Below are 16,003 nucleotides of genomic sequence, written 5' to 3'. Positions count from 1 at the left end.
GTTTTTGAGAGGAAGGCGATTTATGGCACGTATCCCGGAAGATGAGATCGAGCGACTAAAAAAAGACGTATCGGTGCAGCAATTGGCCGAAGCACGCGGCATCGAACTGAAGGGCCACGGCGACAACCTGCTGGGCCGCTGCCCGTTCCACGCCGACAAGACGCCCTCGCTGGTCATCACCCCCGACAAAAACCTGTGGCACTGCCTTGGCGCGTGCCAGGCTGGCGGCGGGCCGATTGACTGGGTCATGAAGGCGAACGGCGTATCGTTCCGGCATGCGGTCGAGCTGCTGCGTGCCGATTCTTCTTTAGCCGCTGGGGTTGGCGAGCCGGTCAAGGTATCGCGCACGCGCAAGCTGCCGTCGCCAGCAGCGCCGTCGGCCGCCGACGGTGAATTGCTCAACCAGGTCATCGACTTCTATCACCAGACCTTGCTTGAATCGCCGGAAGCGCTGGCCTACCTGGCCAAGCGCGGGCTGACCGATCCGGAAATGATCGAGCGTTTCAGGCTGGGCTACGCCAACCGCACGCTGGGCTACCGGCTCCCGGCCAAGAACGTCAAAGCCGGCGCAGAACTCAAGGGCCGTCTGCAAAGCATCGGCATCCTGCGCGAAACAGGTCACGAACACTTCAACGGCTCCGTCGTCGTGCCGGTCATCGACATTGGCGGCAATGTCACCGAAGCCTACGCGCGCAAGCTGCGTGACGATCTGCGCACCGGTACGCCGACGCACCTGTATCTGCCGGGGCCGCACCAGGGCGTATGGAACGAGGCGGCGTTGCAGCAGCATGAGGAAATCATCCTGTGCGAGGCGCTGATCGACGCGCTCACGTTCTGGCAGGCGGGCTATCACAACGTCACGGCCAGCTATGGCACGTCCGGTTTTACGCCCGACCATATCGCCGCGTTTGAGCGGCACAGCACCAAGCGCGTCTTGATTGCATATGACCGCGACGACGCGGGCGACAATGCGGCCGGCGCGCTGGTCGAGCAGTTGAATGCAATCGGCATCGAGTGCTACCGCATCCAGTTCCCGAAGGGGATGGACGCCAACGAATACGCCTTGAAAGTCACGCCGGCATCGAAAAGCCTTGGCATCCTGATCCGCAAGGCGGCATGGTGCGGCAAGGGCGTCGCGCCGCAGGCAGCACCCGGCCAGCACGTCGAGACGATGGAGTGCATCGCCGGCACCAGCGCCGAGCCTGCGCCGGTCGTGACGGCCGCACCTGAGCCGGCACCGACACCGGCATCCGATGCGGCCACCGCCACCGCTGTCGTTGCGCCGTCGGACTCCGCCAGCTTAGCCGCTTCGCCCACGGCTGCGCCAGCGGCGGCGTCCATCGAGGCCGAAATCAAGGATGACGAAGTGGTGTTCACCTTCGGTGACCGGCGCTATCGCGTGCGCGGCCTGCCGAAAAATCTGTCGCCGGAAACGCTCAAGATCAACCTGCTCGTGTCCTGCAAGGATGCCTACTTCGTTGATACGCTGGACCTGTACAGCGCGCGCGGGCGCAGCCAGTACCTGCTGTACGCGGCCAAGGAGCTGGCCGTGCGTGACGACCTCATCAAACACGACCTGGGGCGCATCCTGCTCAAACTGGAAGCGTTGCAGGACGAGCGCATCAAGTCCGCGACGAAAACAGCGCCGGCCGTGCCGACCATGACCGATGCCGAGCGCGATGCCGCGCTGGCACTGCTGCGCGCGCCCGACCTGCTGGACCGGATCGTGGCCGACTTCGATGCCTGCGGGCTGGTCGGCGAACGCACCAACAAGCTCGTTGGCTACCTGGCCGCAGTCAGCCGCAAGCTCGATAGGCCGCTGGCCATCGTCGTGCAGTCGTCAAGCGCGGCCGGTAAAAGCTCGCTGATGGATGCGGTGCTGGCGATGATACCGGAGGAAGAACGCATCAAGTACAGCGCCATGACCGGCCAGAGTCTGTTCTACATGGGCGAGACGAACTTGCAGCACAAGATCCTGGCCATCGTTGAAGAGGAAGGCGCGAGCCGGGCCAGCTACGCCTTGAAGCTGCTGCAAAGCGAGGGCGAGTTGATGATTGCATCGACCGGCAAGGACGCCAATACGGGCAACCTGATCACCCAGGAATACCGCGTCACCGGCCCGGTCATGATCTTCCTGACCACGACGGCCATCGAGATCGACGAAGAGCTGATGAACCGCTGCATCGTCCTCACCGTCGATGAAGGGCGCGAGCAAACCGAGGCGATCCACAGCCTGCAACGCAACCGGCGCATGCTGTCGGGCCTGATGGCGAAACAGGGCAAGGACGCGATGCTGGCCCTGCACCGCAATGCACAGCGCCTGCTGCGCCCGCTGGCCGTGGTCAATCCCTACGCCGACCAGCTCACGTTCCTGTCGGATAAAACGCGAACCCGGCGCGATCACGAAAAATACCTGACGCTGATCGACACCATCGCCTTGCTGCACCAACACCAGCGCGCCACCAAGAGCACGATGGGCAGCAACGGCGCTGCGCTGGAATACATCGAGGTCACGGCGTCCGACATCGAGCAGGCCAACCGGTTGACGCATGAGGTGCTGGGCCGCAGCCTTGACGAGCTGCCGCCGCAGACGCGCCGACTCTTGAGTCTGGTCGATGCGCTGGTCGATACGTCGGCCGCAGCGCTGGGAATCCGCCGCACCGAGTATCACTTTAGCCGCAAGGACGTGCGCGAGGCGACCGGCTGGGGCGACACCCAGCTCAAGATTCACCTGGGCCGACTGGCCGAGCTGGAATACCTGCTGGTGCACCGCGCCGAGCGTGGGCAGGGCTATGTGTATGAAATGCTCTATGACGGCGACGGCAACAACGCGCCGCACCTGACCGGCCTGCTCGATGCCGGGGCTTTGGATGACGACGACGGGCGGCGGTCGGGGCACGGTCGCGCGCAGTCGGCCCCCGGTCGGCCCGTGGTCGGTGGGTGGTCGGCCCCCGGTCGGGCCGTCAAATCGGCCGCAACGCCAGTGCTGGCGCGGGTTTCGGCGGAAAACGCGCCATTCGCGTCTGAAAATGCACCTCCTATGGCGAACGGCCACGCGCCGGTCGTACCGATCCTGATCGTACCGACGCTGGCGGGCGAGGCATGAGCGCCGCCAGCGGTTTGTATGCGAGCTTGCTCGATGCTGGCGCATTGGACGCCTACGACGGGCGGCGGTCGGGGCGTGGTCGCTCGCGGTCGGCCCCCGGTCGGCCCCTGGTCGGTGGGTGGTCGGCCCCCGGTCGGGCCGTGAAATCGGCCACAACGCCAGTGCTGGCGCGGGTTACGGCGAAATGTGCGCAATTTGCCCCTGAAAACGCACCTCCTATGGCGAGTGGCTGCACGCTGGTCGTAGTCGTAGCAACGTCGGCGGGGGACGTATGAGGCCGACGCGCCCTGGCAAGCTGCCCGGTCCGCTGCACTATGCCGGCGACCCGGAAACCCGTGGCGGCTTCCGCTCTTACCTGATCGAGTTCATTGACTGGACGCAGGCGATGCACTACTCGGCCACGACGCTCAAGAACCGCCGCATCGAAATGGGCTACTTCATCGATTGGTGCGAAGAGCGCAGCGTCACCACGCCGCACGAGGTGACACGGGCGATGCTGGAGCGCTATCGGCAATACATCTTTGCCTATCGGCGCAAGGCCGACGGTGCGCCGCTGTCGCGCCAGACCCAGAGCAAGCGCCTGATCACGGTGCGTATGTTCTTCAAGTGGATGGCAAAAAGCCATCACCTGCTGTTCAACCCGGCCAGCGAAATGGAGCTGCCAAAGCAGGAGAATCGCTTGCCGCGCCACGTGCTGACCGTCGCCGAGATTGCCCAGGTACTGAACGCAGCCGACATTGATGACCCGTCGGGCTTCGGCATCCGGGACCGGGCCATGCTGGAAGCGCTGTACAGCACCGGCATGCGCCGCGCCGAGCTGGTCAGCCTTGACCTCAATGACATCGACGCCGAGCGGGGCACGGTGCTGGTGCGGCTGGGCAAAGGCAAGAAGGACCGCATGGTGCCGATCGGCGAGCGGGCCTTGGCCTGGATTGCCAGGTATGTGCAGGAAGTGCGGCCGCGCTACCTTGACGACGACAGCGACGCCACGCTGTTCCTGTCGAAACATCATGAGCGCGTGAGCGCCAAGCAGATGTCGGGCATTGCCAAAAAAACCATTGATCGCGCCAACCTTGAGCGGGTGCAGGCGTCCGGTCCGTTAAATAGTTCCTGCCACCTGTTCCGCCATGCCTGCGCTACGCACATGCTGGAAAACGGGGCGGACATCAGGTTCATCCAGGCGCTGCTGGGGCACGCCGAGCTGACCACCACGGAAGTCTACACACGCGTGGCGATCATGAAGCTAAAGGAAGTGCATGAGGCGACCCACCCGGCGCGATTGCAGGCCCGTGGCGCTGCGCACGGCGGCACGGCAGGGGTAAGCGGCGTCGGCGTGCGCGCCGCTCTCCTGGACGCCCTCGATGCCGAAGCGATGCATCAGCCGGATTGACCACCATAGCGAGGGACGCCATGACCATCATCGAAGTGGAGCTGCCGGACGACCTGGCGATGGCGCTCGCCCAGTTCCTCAAGCGCGTCGGATACAGCGATTACCTGTCGCTGGCCATCGACAGGCAGGAGGCATACGAGATGGTCGACGCCGGCGAGAAGGTGCGCAAGGCGCTGGCGGAAAAGGGATTCGCACCGCGTTGACCCGCCCGATCCGCGGCATCACGAACATAGGAATCTTAATACGTTCGGTAACGCAAACCGGCGATCCCTATATATGTGGTAACAACACCCCATGCAACCGATTTGCAACCCCATGCAACCGCGCTGCAACCATAAGCAACCGCGTGCAACCATAATGCAGCCGTCCGCGTGCGGGAAGCGCCCTGGCATAGGCACGATGAATATGAATACAAAACCCTACGGGTTCTGTCCTCATATTGGTGCCAAAGGGAGGCCCTTTGAAACCCCGCCCACGCAGGCAGGCGCGCCGACCAGGCCAAACTACGTCGGCGCAGGTCAAGCGTCACGCAAGCCCAACCACCCAACTGCACAGCCGTTCCGGGGTGAATGCCTTCGGCATTGCAACATAAAGCCGCATTCCGCAAAGTCGGGCCAGTCGCTGCGCTTGGTGGGCCGACCGCTTCGCGCCCTCCGGGTTCGCGGAACGAGCTTTATGTCTCGCGCCCCTGCACGTCTGCCAAGCCATGATGCGCGCCAGAGGCGCAGGAAACCCCCAGGTCAATGAAGCGCGCTCCTGCGTCGCTTGCGGCCGTGCTGCGCCGGCAGACGGATCAACCCCACCCAACCCCAGCCCCCAGCTTGCATGCGGTGGAAGGCAAAAACTCGCCGCCCACCGCATGCCTGAGCGTGGGTCGTCCTCGGCCGTCAAGGGTCCGCTGCGCCGCTGCGCGCCCTTGACTGCGCACACGCCGCCGCGATGCCAGCCTGATTGACCGAAAGCTCTTGCCTCGCGCGTGCGCGCAAGCCAGAATGCGTGTCTAGGGAAATTTGCAACAATACCGGGGCGGCATCTGGATTTAGCCGCTGCAAGCGGTTGATTTGACTAGGGAAAGTAGCGAAAGTTAGGGAAAAGCGCGTCGGGCGGGCGGTACATCCAAAGCGATCCCATTGGGCTCGACGGTGGTATAAACACTTACGGCTATGTTGGGGGCAACCCACTCAGCAGAATAGATCCGTTGGGGCTTGCATATTCATGCGCAACAACTGGCCTCGTGACAATTTGTAAAAATACGCCACCGCCTGGTCTTGTTGATCCAGAGATGCAACCCTTGCCTTCGTCGCAAAATTCGTCATGGTTCACGGCAGAAATTGAGGCCGCCAAAGACAGAGCGCTTTTGATTCCACGAATTTTCACGGCGATTGCTAATGTCTGTATGTCATCTAGCCGTGAGCGTTGTGAAGCCGACTGCGACAAAGATGATCGCGCACGTGTAGCTTTTTGTCAGGCAATGTCAGGTATGAAGGGTCGTAATAAGCAGACGTATTCTCAATGTATGGATGCAGCTGATGCTGCGCACCGGGCTTGTTACCAAGACTGTGGGAAGGAATAAAATGGCCAATTTATCGTTGCAGGATTTGATTATTAGGTTGCATGAGCAAGACCAATCGCTCCAAATGTTCACTCAAAAAAGAGGAGGCGGCGCAGGAGAGTTAAGTTTCTTCCACGAGCTATCTGATTTAGACATGTTAAGTGAGGAAACTGTCGAAGAGCATATTGGAAGGGCTGTCTTGGCATTTCTCTCTGCAAAATACGAATCAGATTTATTTGGTCTTGATCGGTACCGGCAAGCAGGAAAGAGCTTCGCTGCGAGCATGGATGATGAGTCAGCGCTACTGTTGGCGAGTGGCGACGCTGAAAACGAGTTCGAAGGAGCGATGCTGCGAATCTATCGGTTCGATGAAAGCTGGACTCTGGAAGATATCGAGGGAATGACGGCGTTGCTTGAGCGTGCTGCCAGATCGGGGTCAAAAAAAGCCAAGAAATTTCTCCGCGAGGATTGGCCCGAACGATCATTAATGTTTAGAAAACGGCTGGAACGTTCTGGCTGAAATTGTGGCAAATGAGTTTTGACCGGCAGGAACGGGGTTCGTTCCGACAAGCCGACACGGGCTGAACATTAGGGAACCTCGAATTACCGGTAAATTCCGCGTGAATGCCGGTCGCGATGCCAGCAGGCTCGGATTTTGATGCAAGGCCGAGCCGCTTCCCGCCGGTTTTATCGGCACTCAACCTCATTTTGCGTAGTCCGGACGGACTGCGGGCGTCAGAACGCCTCGACCCTGGCCTCCTTCAAGTAGACCAGACGCCGCAGATTGTATGCGGCGACTTTCCAATTGAGCTGCAGCGTCGCGCGCGCCAGACCGATGGTGCGCAGCGCCTTGCCGCCCAATTGCGCCATACCGGCAAACACATGCTCGATGCGGGCGCGGGTCTTGGCGATGCGCTTGTTGCGCCGCTCCTGGGCTGCCGAGATCGGCTTGTCCTTGCTTCCTTTGCGCTGGATGTGCATGCGCCAGCCCTGTTTGCTCAGCCGCTCTTCACGCTCTCCGTCGACGTAGCCCTTGTCGGCCAGGATGTTGCGGTTCGTGTTGGCCGGATCGAGCACCTCTTCAAAGTGCAGCGTGTCGTGCTCGCTGGCCGTGCTCACCTTGATCTTGCGCACCAGCTTGTAGCGCTTGTCGGCGTTGGCCGAGACCTTGTAGCCGAAGTAGGACTTGCCGTGCTTCTTGGTCCAGCGCGCGTCCATGTCCCTCTGACGGCGTTTGGCAGGTTTCCATTCGATGGGCATGGCGTTTTCCTTCACCAGCGCCTTCTCATTCTTACTCAGCGACTGTTTCGGCGCCTGCACGATGCTCGCGTCGACCATTTGCCCGCCGCGCGCGATGTAACCGTGTTTGCTCAGTTGCCGGTTCACGGCTTCGAAGATGCTTTCGCTGGCGCCTGCCTGGATCAGGCGTTCCTTGAAGGTCCAGATCGTCGTCCGGTCCGGTATCTGGCTACTCGAGCGCAGCCCCACAAAGCGCTGGAAGCTCAAGCGGTCGAGCAACTGGAATTCCATCTGCTCGTCGCTCAGGTTGAACAACTGCTGGATCAGCAAGACGCGAACCATCAGTTCGGTCGGGAACGGAGGGCGGCCGCCGCGCACGCGGCTGGGGCGCGGCGCTGCACGGTCCACTTCATCCGCTAACGCGGCGAAGTCGACGTGCTGCTCCATCACCCGCAGCGCATCGCCCAGCTTGTTCAGCTTGGCTTCGCGCTCCTGGTCGGCAAACAGACTGGTTTTGATCATGAGGAAAGATTCAGAATCGCTGGTTCGCCATCATGCCATGGGCGGGGTAGTTTTTCGAGGTACCCATTAGTTAGCCCAAGGTGGCGAGGGCGACTTGAAATGCTGGCCGTATCCTGTCCGTATCTGCCGCGTATCCTAGCGTATGCTATTCGTATCCTAGCTGTATCCCATCCGGCGGTGGAAAAATCCTCCTGGTGTGAAAAACCCGGCAAGAAGAGAGTGGTCAGCGGGGCGCGGGGAGTCCCCCGCAACCCCTGCCGATGTCTCACACGTCACGCAACCTCCGGTTTCTGCGGCAACTCTCATGACCCACCGCCCGGCCGCCAATATGTGCTTATAAATACGTGCCAATAGGTACGTGCCTAAGGACAGGTGCCTAAGGATTTCTACCTAGGAGTAGGCGCGTCTAGAGCTAGGGGCAGCTACATGTATCCTATGGACCCGTAGCCATGCCCTACGGAGCGATACGTGGCGTGCCGTATCCGGGCGCAAATAAAGTCGGCGTATTAGCATCAAATTCGTGATAAGTTCTCAAATCCATGATAAAACATCGCCTGTCCCAGCCACTATAGATAATGTGATGCTCCAGCCACCTAAAGCCCCTAAGACCTCTTCCACCGATGACCTGCCCGATGCCGACAAGTTGGAGGTGGGGCGGCGCATCAAACAGCACCGCGAGCGCCATCGCTGGACGCTGGACGAGCTGAGTCAGGCCACCAAGCACGTCGATCCGCAGCAGGCGGGCGTGTCCAAGGTGTCTATCTCTCGCTACGAGAATGCGGACAGCTACCCCGGCTACCGTGAGATCAAGCTGATCGCGCAGGCCCTGGGTGAACCCATTACCCATTTCTTCTATGGTGACCGGCCCGACCCGTTTAGCGGCTGGCATATGTCCCTGGACGACTACCTGCGCCACATCATCAAAGATGTCCTGATCGAAGAAGGGCTGGTGGCGGGGCAGTCGATATCGGACAAGGAAAGCCAAAAGATGGTTGGCATGGCCGATATCAACCATCGTCGGCAACGACTGCGGCCGAGTCGTGATCCTGCTGAGCGAGCGGCTAAGGCAACGCAGCAGGCTGCGGATTTGGACGAGCTAGAACGGTCGGCCGTTGAGTTGGACAAGGCGATGGGTGTGAGTGGCAAACAAACCAAAATAAATCAAAAATGAGATAAATCTCGAAATTGATTTGACGTAGGGAGTGATGAGTTCTAATATCACGTTCGAGAATGATCTCGAATTTGATATTTGGCCGCATGACACCTACCCCCGACCTAGCTTTATCTCTACGTAACGCGCGCATTGCCGCGCATCCTGGCCTGAACGGCTTGCCGCCGCGTTGGAAAAGCCATCTCACCAAGCGCGTCACCGACGCCTGCCAACACTTCCTGCTGCCGCAAACGGTCGATTCGATTGTTGATCGCAGCATCAACGCATTTCGCGCCAGCTACCTGCCTGGCGGACTAGACCTGACAGCCACCGATGGCGAGATCGTCGAGCATGCGCGCCGCCGCGCCGATGCTTCCGCGCTGATCCTGGCCGGCACCAGCGACGCGCAGGCGAAGCAGGCGATCATCGAGCACACATGCAGCACCGCCCGCGTGCCGGTACCGAAGGGCGACACCCTGGATGCGCAAGTAAAGCGGCTGTCGTGCTGCCACTGGTGGCGTCGTCAATTGCGGCGCCAGTACGCCCGCACACTGGAAAATGGCAATATCCGCCTGCACCTGGTGCAACGCCAGCGCGATCCCTACGCCAGCCGCGACGCGATGCTGCGCTGCTTGCGCGAGGAAACGCGTAACCGGCTGTGGATGGAATCGACGGTGCTGGAGAACGAGAACGGCGACCGGTTTACCTTGCAAGAGCTGTCCGAGCGCGGCACCAGCAACAAGGCGATTCGCCGTGCCGAACTGATGACTCGCATACGCGGTATGGAGGACTATGCCCGCGATCATGGTTACAGCGCGTTGTTCGCCACGATCACTTGCCCCTCGTGCTACCACGCCACGCTGGCCGGCAGCGGCCAGGGCAACCCGTCCTACCGGGGCCATACGCCACGCCAAGCACAGGATTACCTGTGCAAGCTGTGGGGCCGGGTGCGGGCCAAGCTGGAGCGCGAAGGCATCGAGCTGTACGGCCTGCGCGTGGCCGAGCCGCACCATGATGCCTGCCCACACTGGCACCTGATCGTGTTCGTGCTGCCGCAGCACGCGGCGCGGCTGGAGGCGATCATCCGTCATTACGCGCTGGAGGCGCACGCGGACGAGGTGGGCGCGGCCAAGAACCGCTGCCACTTCGTCCCCATCGACCCCGACAAGGGCAGCGCCACCGGCTACGTGGCCAAGTACATTGCCAAGAACATTGACGGCTACAAACTGGAGCTGGACGTGACTGGCGAGCCGGCGATCACGGCCAGCCTGCATGTGACGGCCTGGGCCAAGACCCACGGCATCCGCCAATTCCAGGCCTTCGGTGCGGGCAGCATCACGCTGTGGCGCGAACTGCGCCGTATCCCCAAGGCCACCATTGCCGACGCGCCTGCGCACGTGCAAGCCGCATGGCAGGCCGCACAGAAGACCTTGACGGCCGAGGGCGACACCGACCAGCGCGCCGACTACGCCTCGTTCCTGACGGCGCTTGGTGGCGTGGCGATCCCGCGCAAACAGACCCGTATCCAGCTGGCTAAGGTGCATTACGACACGCCCGGCAAATATGGTGAAGCGATGGGCGAAAAGCCTATCGGCATCGTAGCCAGCGATGCGCCGTTCAAGGTGTACGAATCGACGCGCTACACCTGGACGCGGATCGACACACCGGCTTGCGTGGGCGGTGAATCGAACGCGCGCACGATCGCCACGGACGGTACCGCGCAAGCGCAGGAGGTGTTGAAAAAATCGGGCTTTGCTTTACCTTGGACTCGTGTAAATAACTGTACGCTGGAAACTGCCGGCGAAACGCCGCCACTGCCGTGCTGGCTGGAAAACGATGGCTGGGAAAGTCGGATCGACGAGCAAATGCGATGTTAGCAAGCGAAATCGGTAACCTGGTTCGGGGAAATATAGAAAAGCAGCACGCCCAATACCTTAGGCGGGCATTGCCGCACGCGCTGAAAATAAGGAGCACACGATCAAATCCGGCGAAGCGTCGAAACTGCTGCTGACGGCCCGCACCTGCTCATGGCCGAGTTGGGTTAGCGAATGGTGGCGGGGTCGGACCTGGCGGTACCGGCATTGGCCGTGCTCTCGGCGTGGCGGATGACGCGAACAGTTAAAGGTAGGCATGCGTGGCTATTTGTTTATAGTTAACAAAAAAAGCCTCCCCTAACCCCGGCTGGTGCGTGGGGCTCAAGAGAGACTTCTTTGTAGTTGCCAAGACCAAAGCTACGAGGGGTCATTTCCTCGTGTAAACCGGCTAGCATCGTGTTTCAAAATGAGTGATTCGAGCAGCACGCGCACAATCTGCTTCTCCTCCGGTGTGAACTGGCTTAACGCCTCAAACTGTAAGCGCAGGTCATCATCTGGGCCGCGTTCATGCTCATCAAAAACGAGCGCATCTGCGCTTACTCCTAACGCAACAGCGAGTTTGCGGATTACTTCCAAAGTGGGCTGCGTTTCGTTCGCCTCGTAGCGTCGAATCATCGTCACATGGCAGCCGACCTTCTCAGCCAGGACAAGTTGAGTCAAAGAGCGAACCTTGCGTAGCGCCGCCAAACGTTTGCCGAAATTCATCGTCAGTAAATGCCAAGTGAGTAGTGGCGTCACTGTAACCCCCGATTTTTAAATGCTTGTTGCAAGATACCATATGTGCGCGCTTTAATATACCGCAAATGCATATTGACAGGTTTTTTAGAAAAGGTGGATTTATGGCACGTATCCCTGAAAGTGAGATCGAGCGACTAAAAAAGGACGTGTCGGTGCAGCAATTGGCGGAAGCACGTGGCATCGAGCTGAAGGGACACGGGGACAACCTGCTGGGCCGCTGCCCGTTCCACGCCGACAAGACGCCCTCGCTGGTCATCACTCCCGACAAAAACCTGTGGCACTGCCTCGGCGCGTGCCAGGCTGGCGGCGGGCCGATTGATTGGGTCATGAAGGCGAACGGCGTATCGTTCCGGCATGCGGTCGAGTTGCTGCGTGCCGACTCTTCTTTAGCCGCTGGGGTTGGCGAGCCGGTCAAGGCATCGCGCACGCGCAAGTTGCCGCCGCCAGTAGCGCCGTCCGCCGCCGACGGCGAATTGCTCAACCAGGTCATCGACTTCTACCATCAGACCTTGCTTGAATCGCCGGAAGCGCTGGCCTACCTTGCCAAGCGCGGGCTGACCGATCCGGAAATGATCGAGCGTTTCAGGCTGGGCTATGCCAACCGCACGCTGGGCTACCGGCTGCCCGCCAAGAACGTCAAGGCTGGCGCGCAACTCAAGGGCCGTCTGCAAGGCATCGGCATCCTGCGCGAAACGGGTCACGAACACTTCAGCGGTTCCGTCGTCGTTCCGGTCATCGACATTGGCGGCAATGTCACCGAAGCCTACGCGCGCAAGCTACGCGACGATCTACGCACGGGGACGCCGATGCACCTGTATCTGCCGGGGCCGCACCAGGGCATATGGAACGAGGCAGCGTTGCAGCAGCATGAGGAAATCATCCTGTGCGAAGCGCTGATCGACGCGCTCACCTTCTGGCAGGCGGGCTATCACAACGTCACGGCCAGCTATGGCACGTCCGGTTTTACGCCCGACCATATTGCCGCGTTTCAGCGGCACGGCACCAAGCGCGTCCTGATTGCCTATGACCGCGACGACGCGGGCGACAAGGCGGCCGACGCGCTGGCTGAGCAATTGCATGCCATCGGCATCGAGTGCTACCGCATCCAGTTCCCGAAGGGGATGGACGCCAACGAGTATGCTTTGAGGGTCACGCCGGCATCGAAAAGCCTGGGCATTCTGATCCGCAAGGCGGCATGGTGCGGCAAGGGCGTCGCGCCGCAGGCAGCACCCGGCCAGCACGTCGAGACGATGGAGTGCACCGCCGACGCCGATGCCAACGTCTGCGCCGAGCCTGCGCCGTTCGTGACAGCCGCACCTGAGCCGGCACCGGCATCCGACGCGGCCACCACCGCCGCCGCTGTCGCCGCCGCTGTCGCTGTCGCTGTCGTTCCACCGCTGGACTCCACCAGCTTAGCCGCTTCGCCCACGGCCACGCCAGCGGCGGCGTCCATCGACGCCGAAATCAAGGATGACGAAGTGGTGTTCACCTTCGGCGACCGGCGCTATCGCGTGCGCGGCCTGCCGAAGAACCTTTCGCCCGAAACGCTCAAGATCAACTTGCTCGTGTCCTGCAAGGACGCCTACTTCGTTGATACGCTGGACCTGTACAGCGCGCGCGGCCGTAGCCAGTACCTGCTGTACGCTGCCAAGGAGCTGGCCGTGCGCGATGACCTCATCAAGCACGACCTGGGGCGCATCCTGCTCAAACTGGAAGCGTTACAGGACGAGCGTATCAAGGCCGCGACTAAAACGGCGCCGGCCATCCCGACCATGACGGAAGCCGAGCGCGATGCCGCGCTCGCCCTGCTGCGCGCGCCTGACCTGCTGGACCGGATCGTGGCCGACTTCGATGCCTGCGGGCTAGTCGGTGAGCGCACCAACAAGCTCGTTGGCTACCTGGCCGCAGTAAGCCGCAAGCTCGATAGACCGCTGGCTATCGTCGTGCAGTCGTCCAGCGCGGCCGGTAAAAGCTCGCTGATGGATGCGGTGCTGGCGATGATACCCGAGGAAGAACGCATCAAGTACAGCGCCATGACCGGCCAGAGTCTGTTCTACATGGGCGAGACGAACTTGCAGCATAAGATACTTGCCATCGTTGAAGAGGAAGGCGCGAGCCGGGCCAGCTACGCCCTGAAGCTGCTGCAAAGCGAGGGCGAGTTGATGATCGCATCGACCGGCAAGGATGCCAACACGGGCAGCTTGATCACCCAGGAATACCGCGTTACCGGCCCGGTCATGATCTTCCTGACCACGACGGCCATCGAGATCGACGAAGAGCTGATGAACCGCTGCATCGTCCTCACCGTCGATGAAGGACGCGAGCAAACCGAAGCGATCCACAGCCTGCAACGCAACCGGCGCATGCTGTCGGGTTTGATGGCGAAACAGGGCAAGGATGCGATCCTGGCTCTGCACCGCAATGCACAGCGCCTGCTGCGCCCGCTGGCCGTGGTCAATCCCTATGCCGACCAGCTCACGTTCCTGTCGGACAAAACGCGAACGCGGCGCGATCACGAAAAGTATCTGACGCTGATCGACACCATCGCCTTGCTGCACCAACACCAGCGCGCTATCAAGAGCACGATGGGCAGCAACGGTGCTGCGCTGGAATACATCGAGGTCACGGCATCCGACATCGAGCAAGCCAACCGGCTGACGCATGAGGTGCTGGGCCGTAGCCTTGACGAGCTGCCCCCGCAGACGCGCCGACTCTTGAGCTTGGTAGATACGCTGGTCGATACGTCGGCCGCTGCGCTGGGAATCCGCCGCACCGAATATCACTTTAGCCGCAAGGACGTGCGCGAGGCGACCGGCTGGGGAGATACCCAGCTTAAAATCCACCTTGGACGGCTGGCCGAATTGGAATATCTGCTGATCCACCGCGCCGAGCGTGGGCAGGGCTATGTGTATGAATTGCTGTATGACGGCGACGGCACCCACGCGCCGCACCTGACCGGGTTGCTCGATGCCGGCGCGCTCAATGACTACGACGGGCAGCGGTCGGGGCATGGGCAAGCGCAGTCGGCTCCCGGTCGGCCCTTGGTCGGTGGGTGGTCGGCCCCCGGTCGGGCCGTCAAATCCGCCGCAACGCCAGTGCTGGCGCGGGTTGCGGCAGAAAGCGCGCCATTCGCCACTGAAAACGCACCTCCTATGACGAACGGTCACACGCTGGTCGTACCGAAGTCGGCGGAGGCGGCATGAGGCCGACACGCCCTGGCAAGCTGCCCGGTCCGCTGCACTATGCCGGCGATCCGGAAACCCGTGGCGGCTTCCGTTCCTACCTGATCGAGTTCATCGACTGGACGCAGGCCATGCATTACTCAGCGACGACGCTCAAGAACCGCCGCATCGAAATGGGCTACTTCATCGACTGGTGCGAGGAGCGCAGCGTCAACACCCCGCACGAGGTGACGCGGGCGATGCTGGAGCGCTACCGTCAATATATCTTTGCCTACCGGCGCAAAGCCGACGATGCGCCACTGTCCTGCCAGACCCAGAGCAAGCGCCTGATCACGGTGCGTATGTTCTTCAAGTGGATGGCGAAAAGCCATCACCTGCTGTTCAACCCGGCCAGCGAAATGGAGCTGCCAAAGCAGGAGAATCGCTTGCCGCGCCACGTGCTGACCGTCGCCGAAATTGCCCAGGTACTGAACGCGGCCGACATTGACGACCCGTCAGGCTTCGGCATCCGGGACCGGGCCATGCTGGAAGCGCTGTACAGCACCGGCATGCGCCGCGCCGAGCTGGCCGGCCTTGACCTCAATGACATCGACGCCGAGCGCGGCACGGTGCTGGTGCGGCTGGGTAAAGGCAAGAAGGACCGCATGGTGCCGATTGGCGAGCGGGCCTTGGCCTGGATTGCCCGGTATGTGCAGGAAGTGCGGCCGCGCTACCTTGACGACGACAGCGACGCGACGCTGTTCCTGTCGAAACATCACGAGCGCGTGAGCGCCAAGCAGATGTCGGGCATTGCCAAGAAAACCATTGACCGCGCCAACCTGGAGCGGGTGCAGGCGTCCGGCCCGTTAAATAGCTCCTGCCACCTGTTCCGCCATGCCTGCGCCACGCACATGCTAGAGAACGGTGCGGACATCAGGTTCATCCAGGCGTTGCTGGGGCATGCCGAGCTGACCACCACCGAGGTCTACACACGCGTGGCGATCATGAAGCTCAAGGAAGTGCATGAGGCGACCCATCCGGCGCGATTACAGGCCCATGGTACTGCGCACGGCGGCAGTGTAGGGGTAAGCGATGTCGGCGTGCGCGCCGCGCTCCTGGATGCCCTGGATGCCGAAGCGATGCATCAGCCGGATTGATCACCATGGGAGGGATGCCATGACCATCATCGAAGTTGAATTGCCGGACGACCTGGCGATGGCGCTCGCCCAGTTCCTCAAGCGCGTCGGATACAGCGATTACCTGTCGCTGGC

General features: G+C 61.4%; 12 protein-coding genes. 10 read left to right on the top strand and 2 right to left on the bottom strand.

Going from position 1 to position 16,003, the window contains the following annotated elements; translation table 11 throughout:
• Positions 1-22 precede the first annotated feature (22 nt).
• From F2P44_RS32235 to F2P44_RS32215, 5 genes are all read left to right on the top strand, one after another.
• Positions 23-3,106 carry a toprim domain-containing protein gene (locus F2P44_RS32235; RefSeq protein WP_167093843.1) on the top strand — a complete coding sequence of 1,028 codons (3,084 nt, stop codon included), beginning with the start codon at positions 23-25 and terminating at the stop codon, positions 3,104-3,106.
• Between the two features lie 271 nt (positions 3,107-3,377).
• On the top strand, positions 3,378-4,496 hold the full coding sequence (gene xerC, locus F2P44_RS32230; RefSeq protein ID WP_167093842.1) for a site-specific tyrosine recombinase XerC: 1,119 nt from the start codon (positions 3,378-3,380) through the stop codon (positions 4,494-4,496).
• 20 nt (positions 4,497-4,516) lie between these two features.
• Positions 4,517-4,699 (top strand): DUF7706 family protein, encoded by a 183-nt coding sequence (locus tag F2P44_RS32225; RefSeq protein WP_167093841.1) that lies wholly within the window; start codon positions 4,517-4,519, stop codon positions 4,697-4,699.
• Positions 4,700-5,610: 911 nt separating this feature from the next.
• Positions 5,611-6,069 carry an RHS repeat-associated core domain-containing protein gene (locus tag F2P44_RS36255; protein WP_167093854.1) on the top strand — a complete coding sequence of 153 codons (459 nt, stop codon included), beginning with the start codon at positions 5,611-5,613 and terminating at the stop codon, positions 6,067-6,069.
• A complete protein-coding gene (locus tag F2P44_RS32215; protein WP_167093839.1) occupies positions 6,017-6,568 on the top strand; it encodes a hypothetical protein in 552 nt (183 codons plus the stop codon). The genes F2P44_RS36255 and F2P44_RS32215 overlap by 53 nt, the downstream gene beginning before the upstream one ends.
• Before the next feature lie 215 nt (positions 6,569-6,783).
• Here the strand turns inward: F2P44_RS32215 and F2P44_RS32210 are convergent, their stop codons facing one another.
• The gene (locus F2P44_RS32210; protein ID WP_167093838.1) at positions 6,784-7,809 is read right to left on the bottom strand and encodes an IS5 family transposase; all 1,026 of its coding nucleotides are present in this window, start codon (positions 7,807-7,809) and stop codon (positions 6,784-6,786) included.
• Positions 7,810-8,389: 580 nt separating this feature from the next.
• Here F2P44_RS32210 and F2P44_RS32205 point away from each other — a divergent pair.
• On the top strand, positions 8,390-8,980 hold the full coding sequence (locus F2P44_RS32205; RefSeq protein ID WP_167093837.1) for a helix-turn-helix domain-containing protein: 591 nt from the start codon (positions 8,390-8,392) through the stop codon (positions 8,978-8,980).
• An 86-nt stretch (positions 8,981-9,066) separates the two neighbouring features.
• Positions 9,067-10,836: a replication endonuclease gene (locus F2P44_RS32200; RefSeq protein WP_167093835.1), complete on the top strand. Its 1,770-nt coding sequence runs from the start codon at positions 9,067-9,069 to the stop codon at positions 10,834-10,836.
• 354 nt (positions 10,837-11,190) lie between these two features.
• On the opposite strand, the gene F2P44_RS32195 is transcribed toward F2P44_RS32200, so the two are convergent.
• The gene (locus F2P44_RS32195; RefSeq protein WP_054264490.1) at positions 11,191-11,538 is read right to left on the bottom strand and encodes a helix-turn-helix domain-containing protein; all 348 of its coding nucleotides are present in this window, start codon (positions 11,536-11,538) and stop codon (positions 11,191-11,193) included.
• 134 nt (positions 11,539-11,672) lie between these two features.
• Between F2P44_RS32195 and F2P44_RS32190 the strand changes: the two genes are divergently transcribed.
• From F2P44_RS32190 to F2P44_RS36840, 3 genes are all read left to right on the top strand, one after another.
• Complete coding sequence (locus F2P44_RS32190) at positions 11,673-14,774, top strand: toprim domain-containing protein (RefSeq protein WP_167093833.1); 3,102 nt, start codon at positions 11,673-11,675, stop codon at positions 14,772-14,774.
• Positions 14,771-15,889 (top strand): site-specific tyrosine recombinase XerC, encoded by a 1,119-nt coding sequence (xerC, locus tag F2P44_RS32185; RefSeq protein WP_167093831.1) that lies wholly within the window; start codon positions 14,771-14,773, stop codon positions 15,887-15,889. The genes F2P44_RS32190 and xerC (F2P44_RS32185) overlap by 4 nt, the downstream gene beginning before the upstream one ends.
• Positions 15,825-16,003 (top strand): DUF7706 family protein (locus F2P44_RS36840; RefSeq protein ID WP_441295297.1); only part of this gene is annotated, 179 nt, incomplete at its 3' end. The genes xerC (F2P44_RS32185) and F2P44_RS36840, both read left to right, overlap by 65 nt.

Source organism: Massilia frigida, from assembly GCF_011682175.1.
Taxonomy (GTDB): Bacteria; Pseudomonadota; Gammaproteobacteria; order Burkholderiales; family Burkholderiaceae_D; genus Telluria_A; species Telluria_A frigida.
This window is presented reverse-complemented; position numbering and strand designations above follow the sequence as displayed.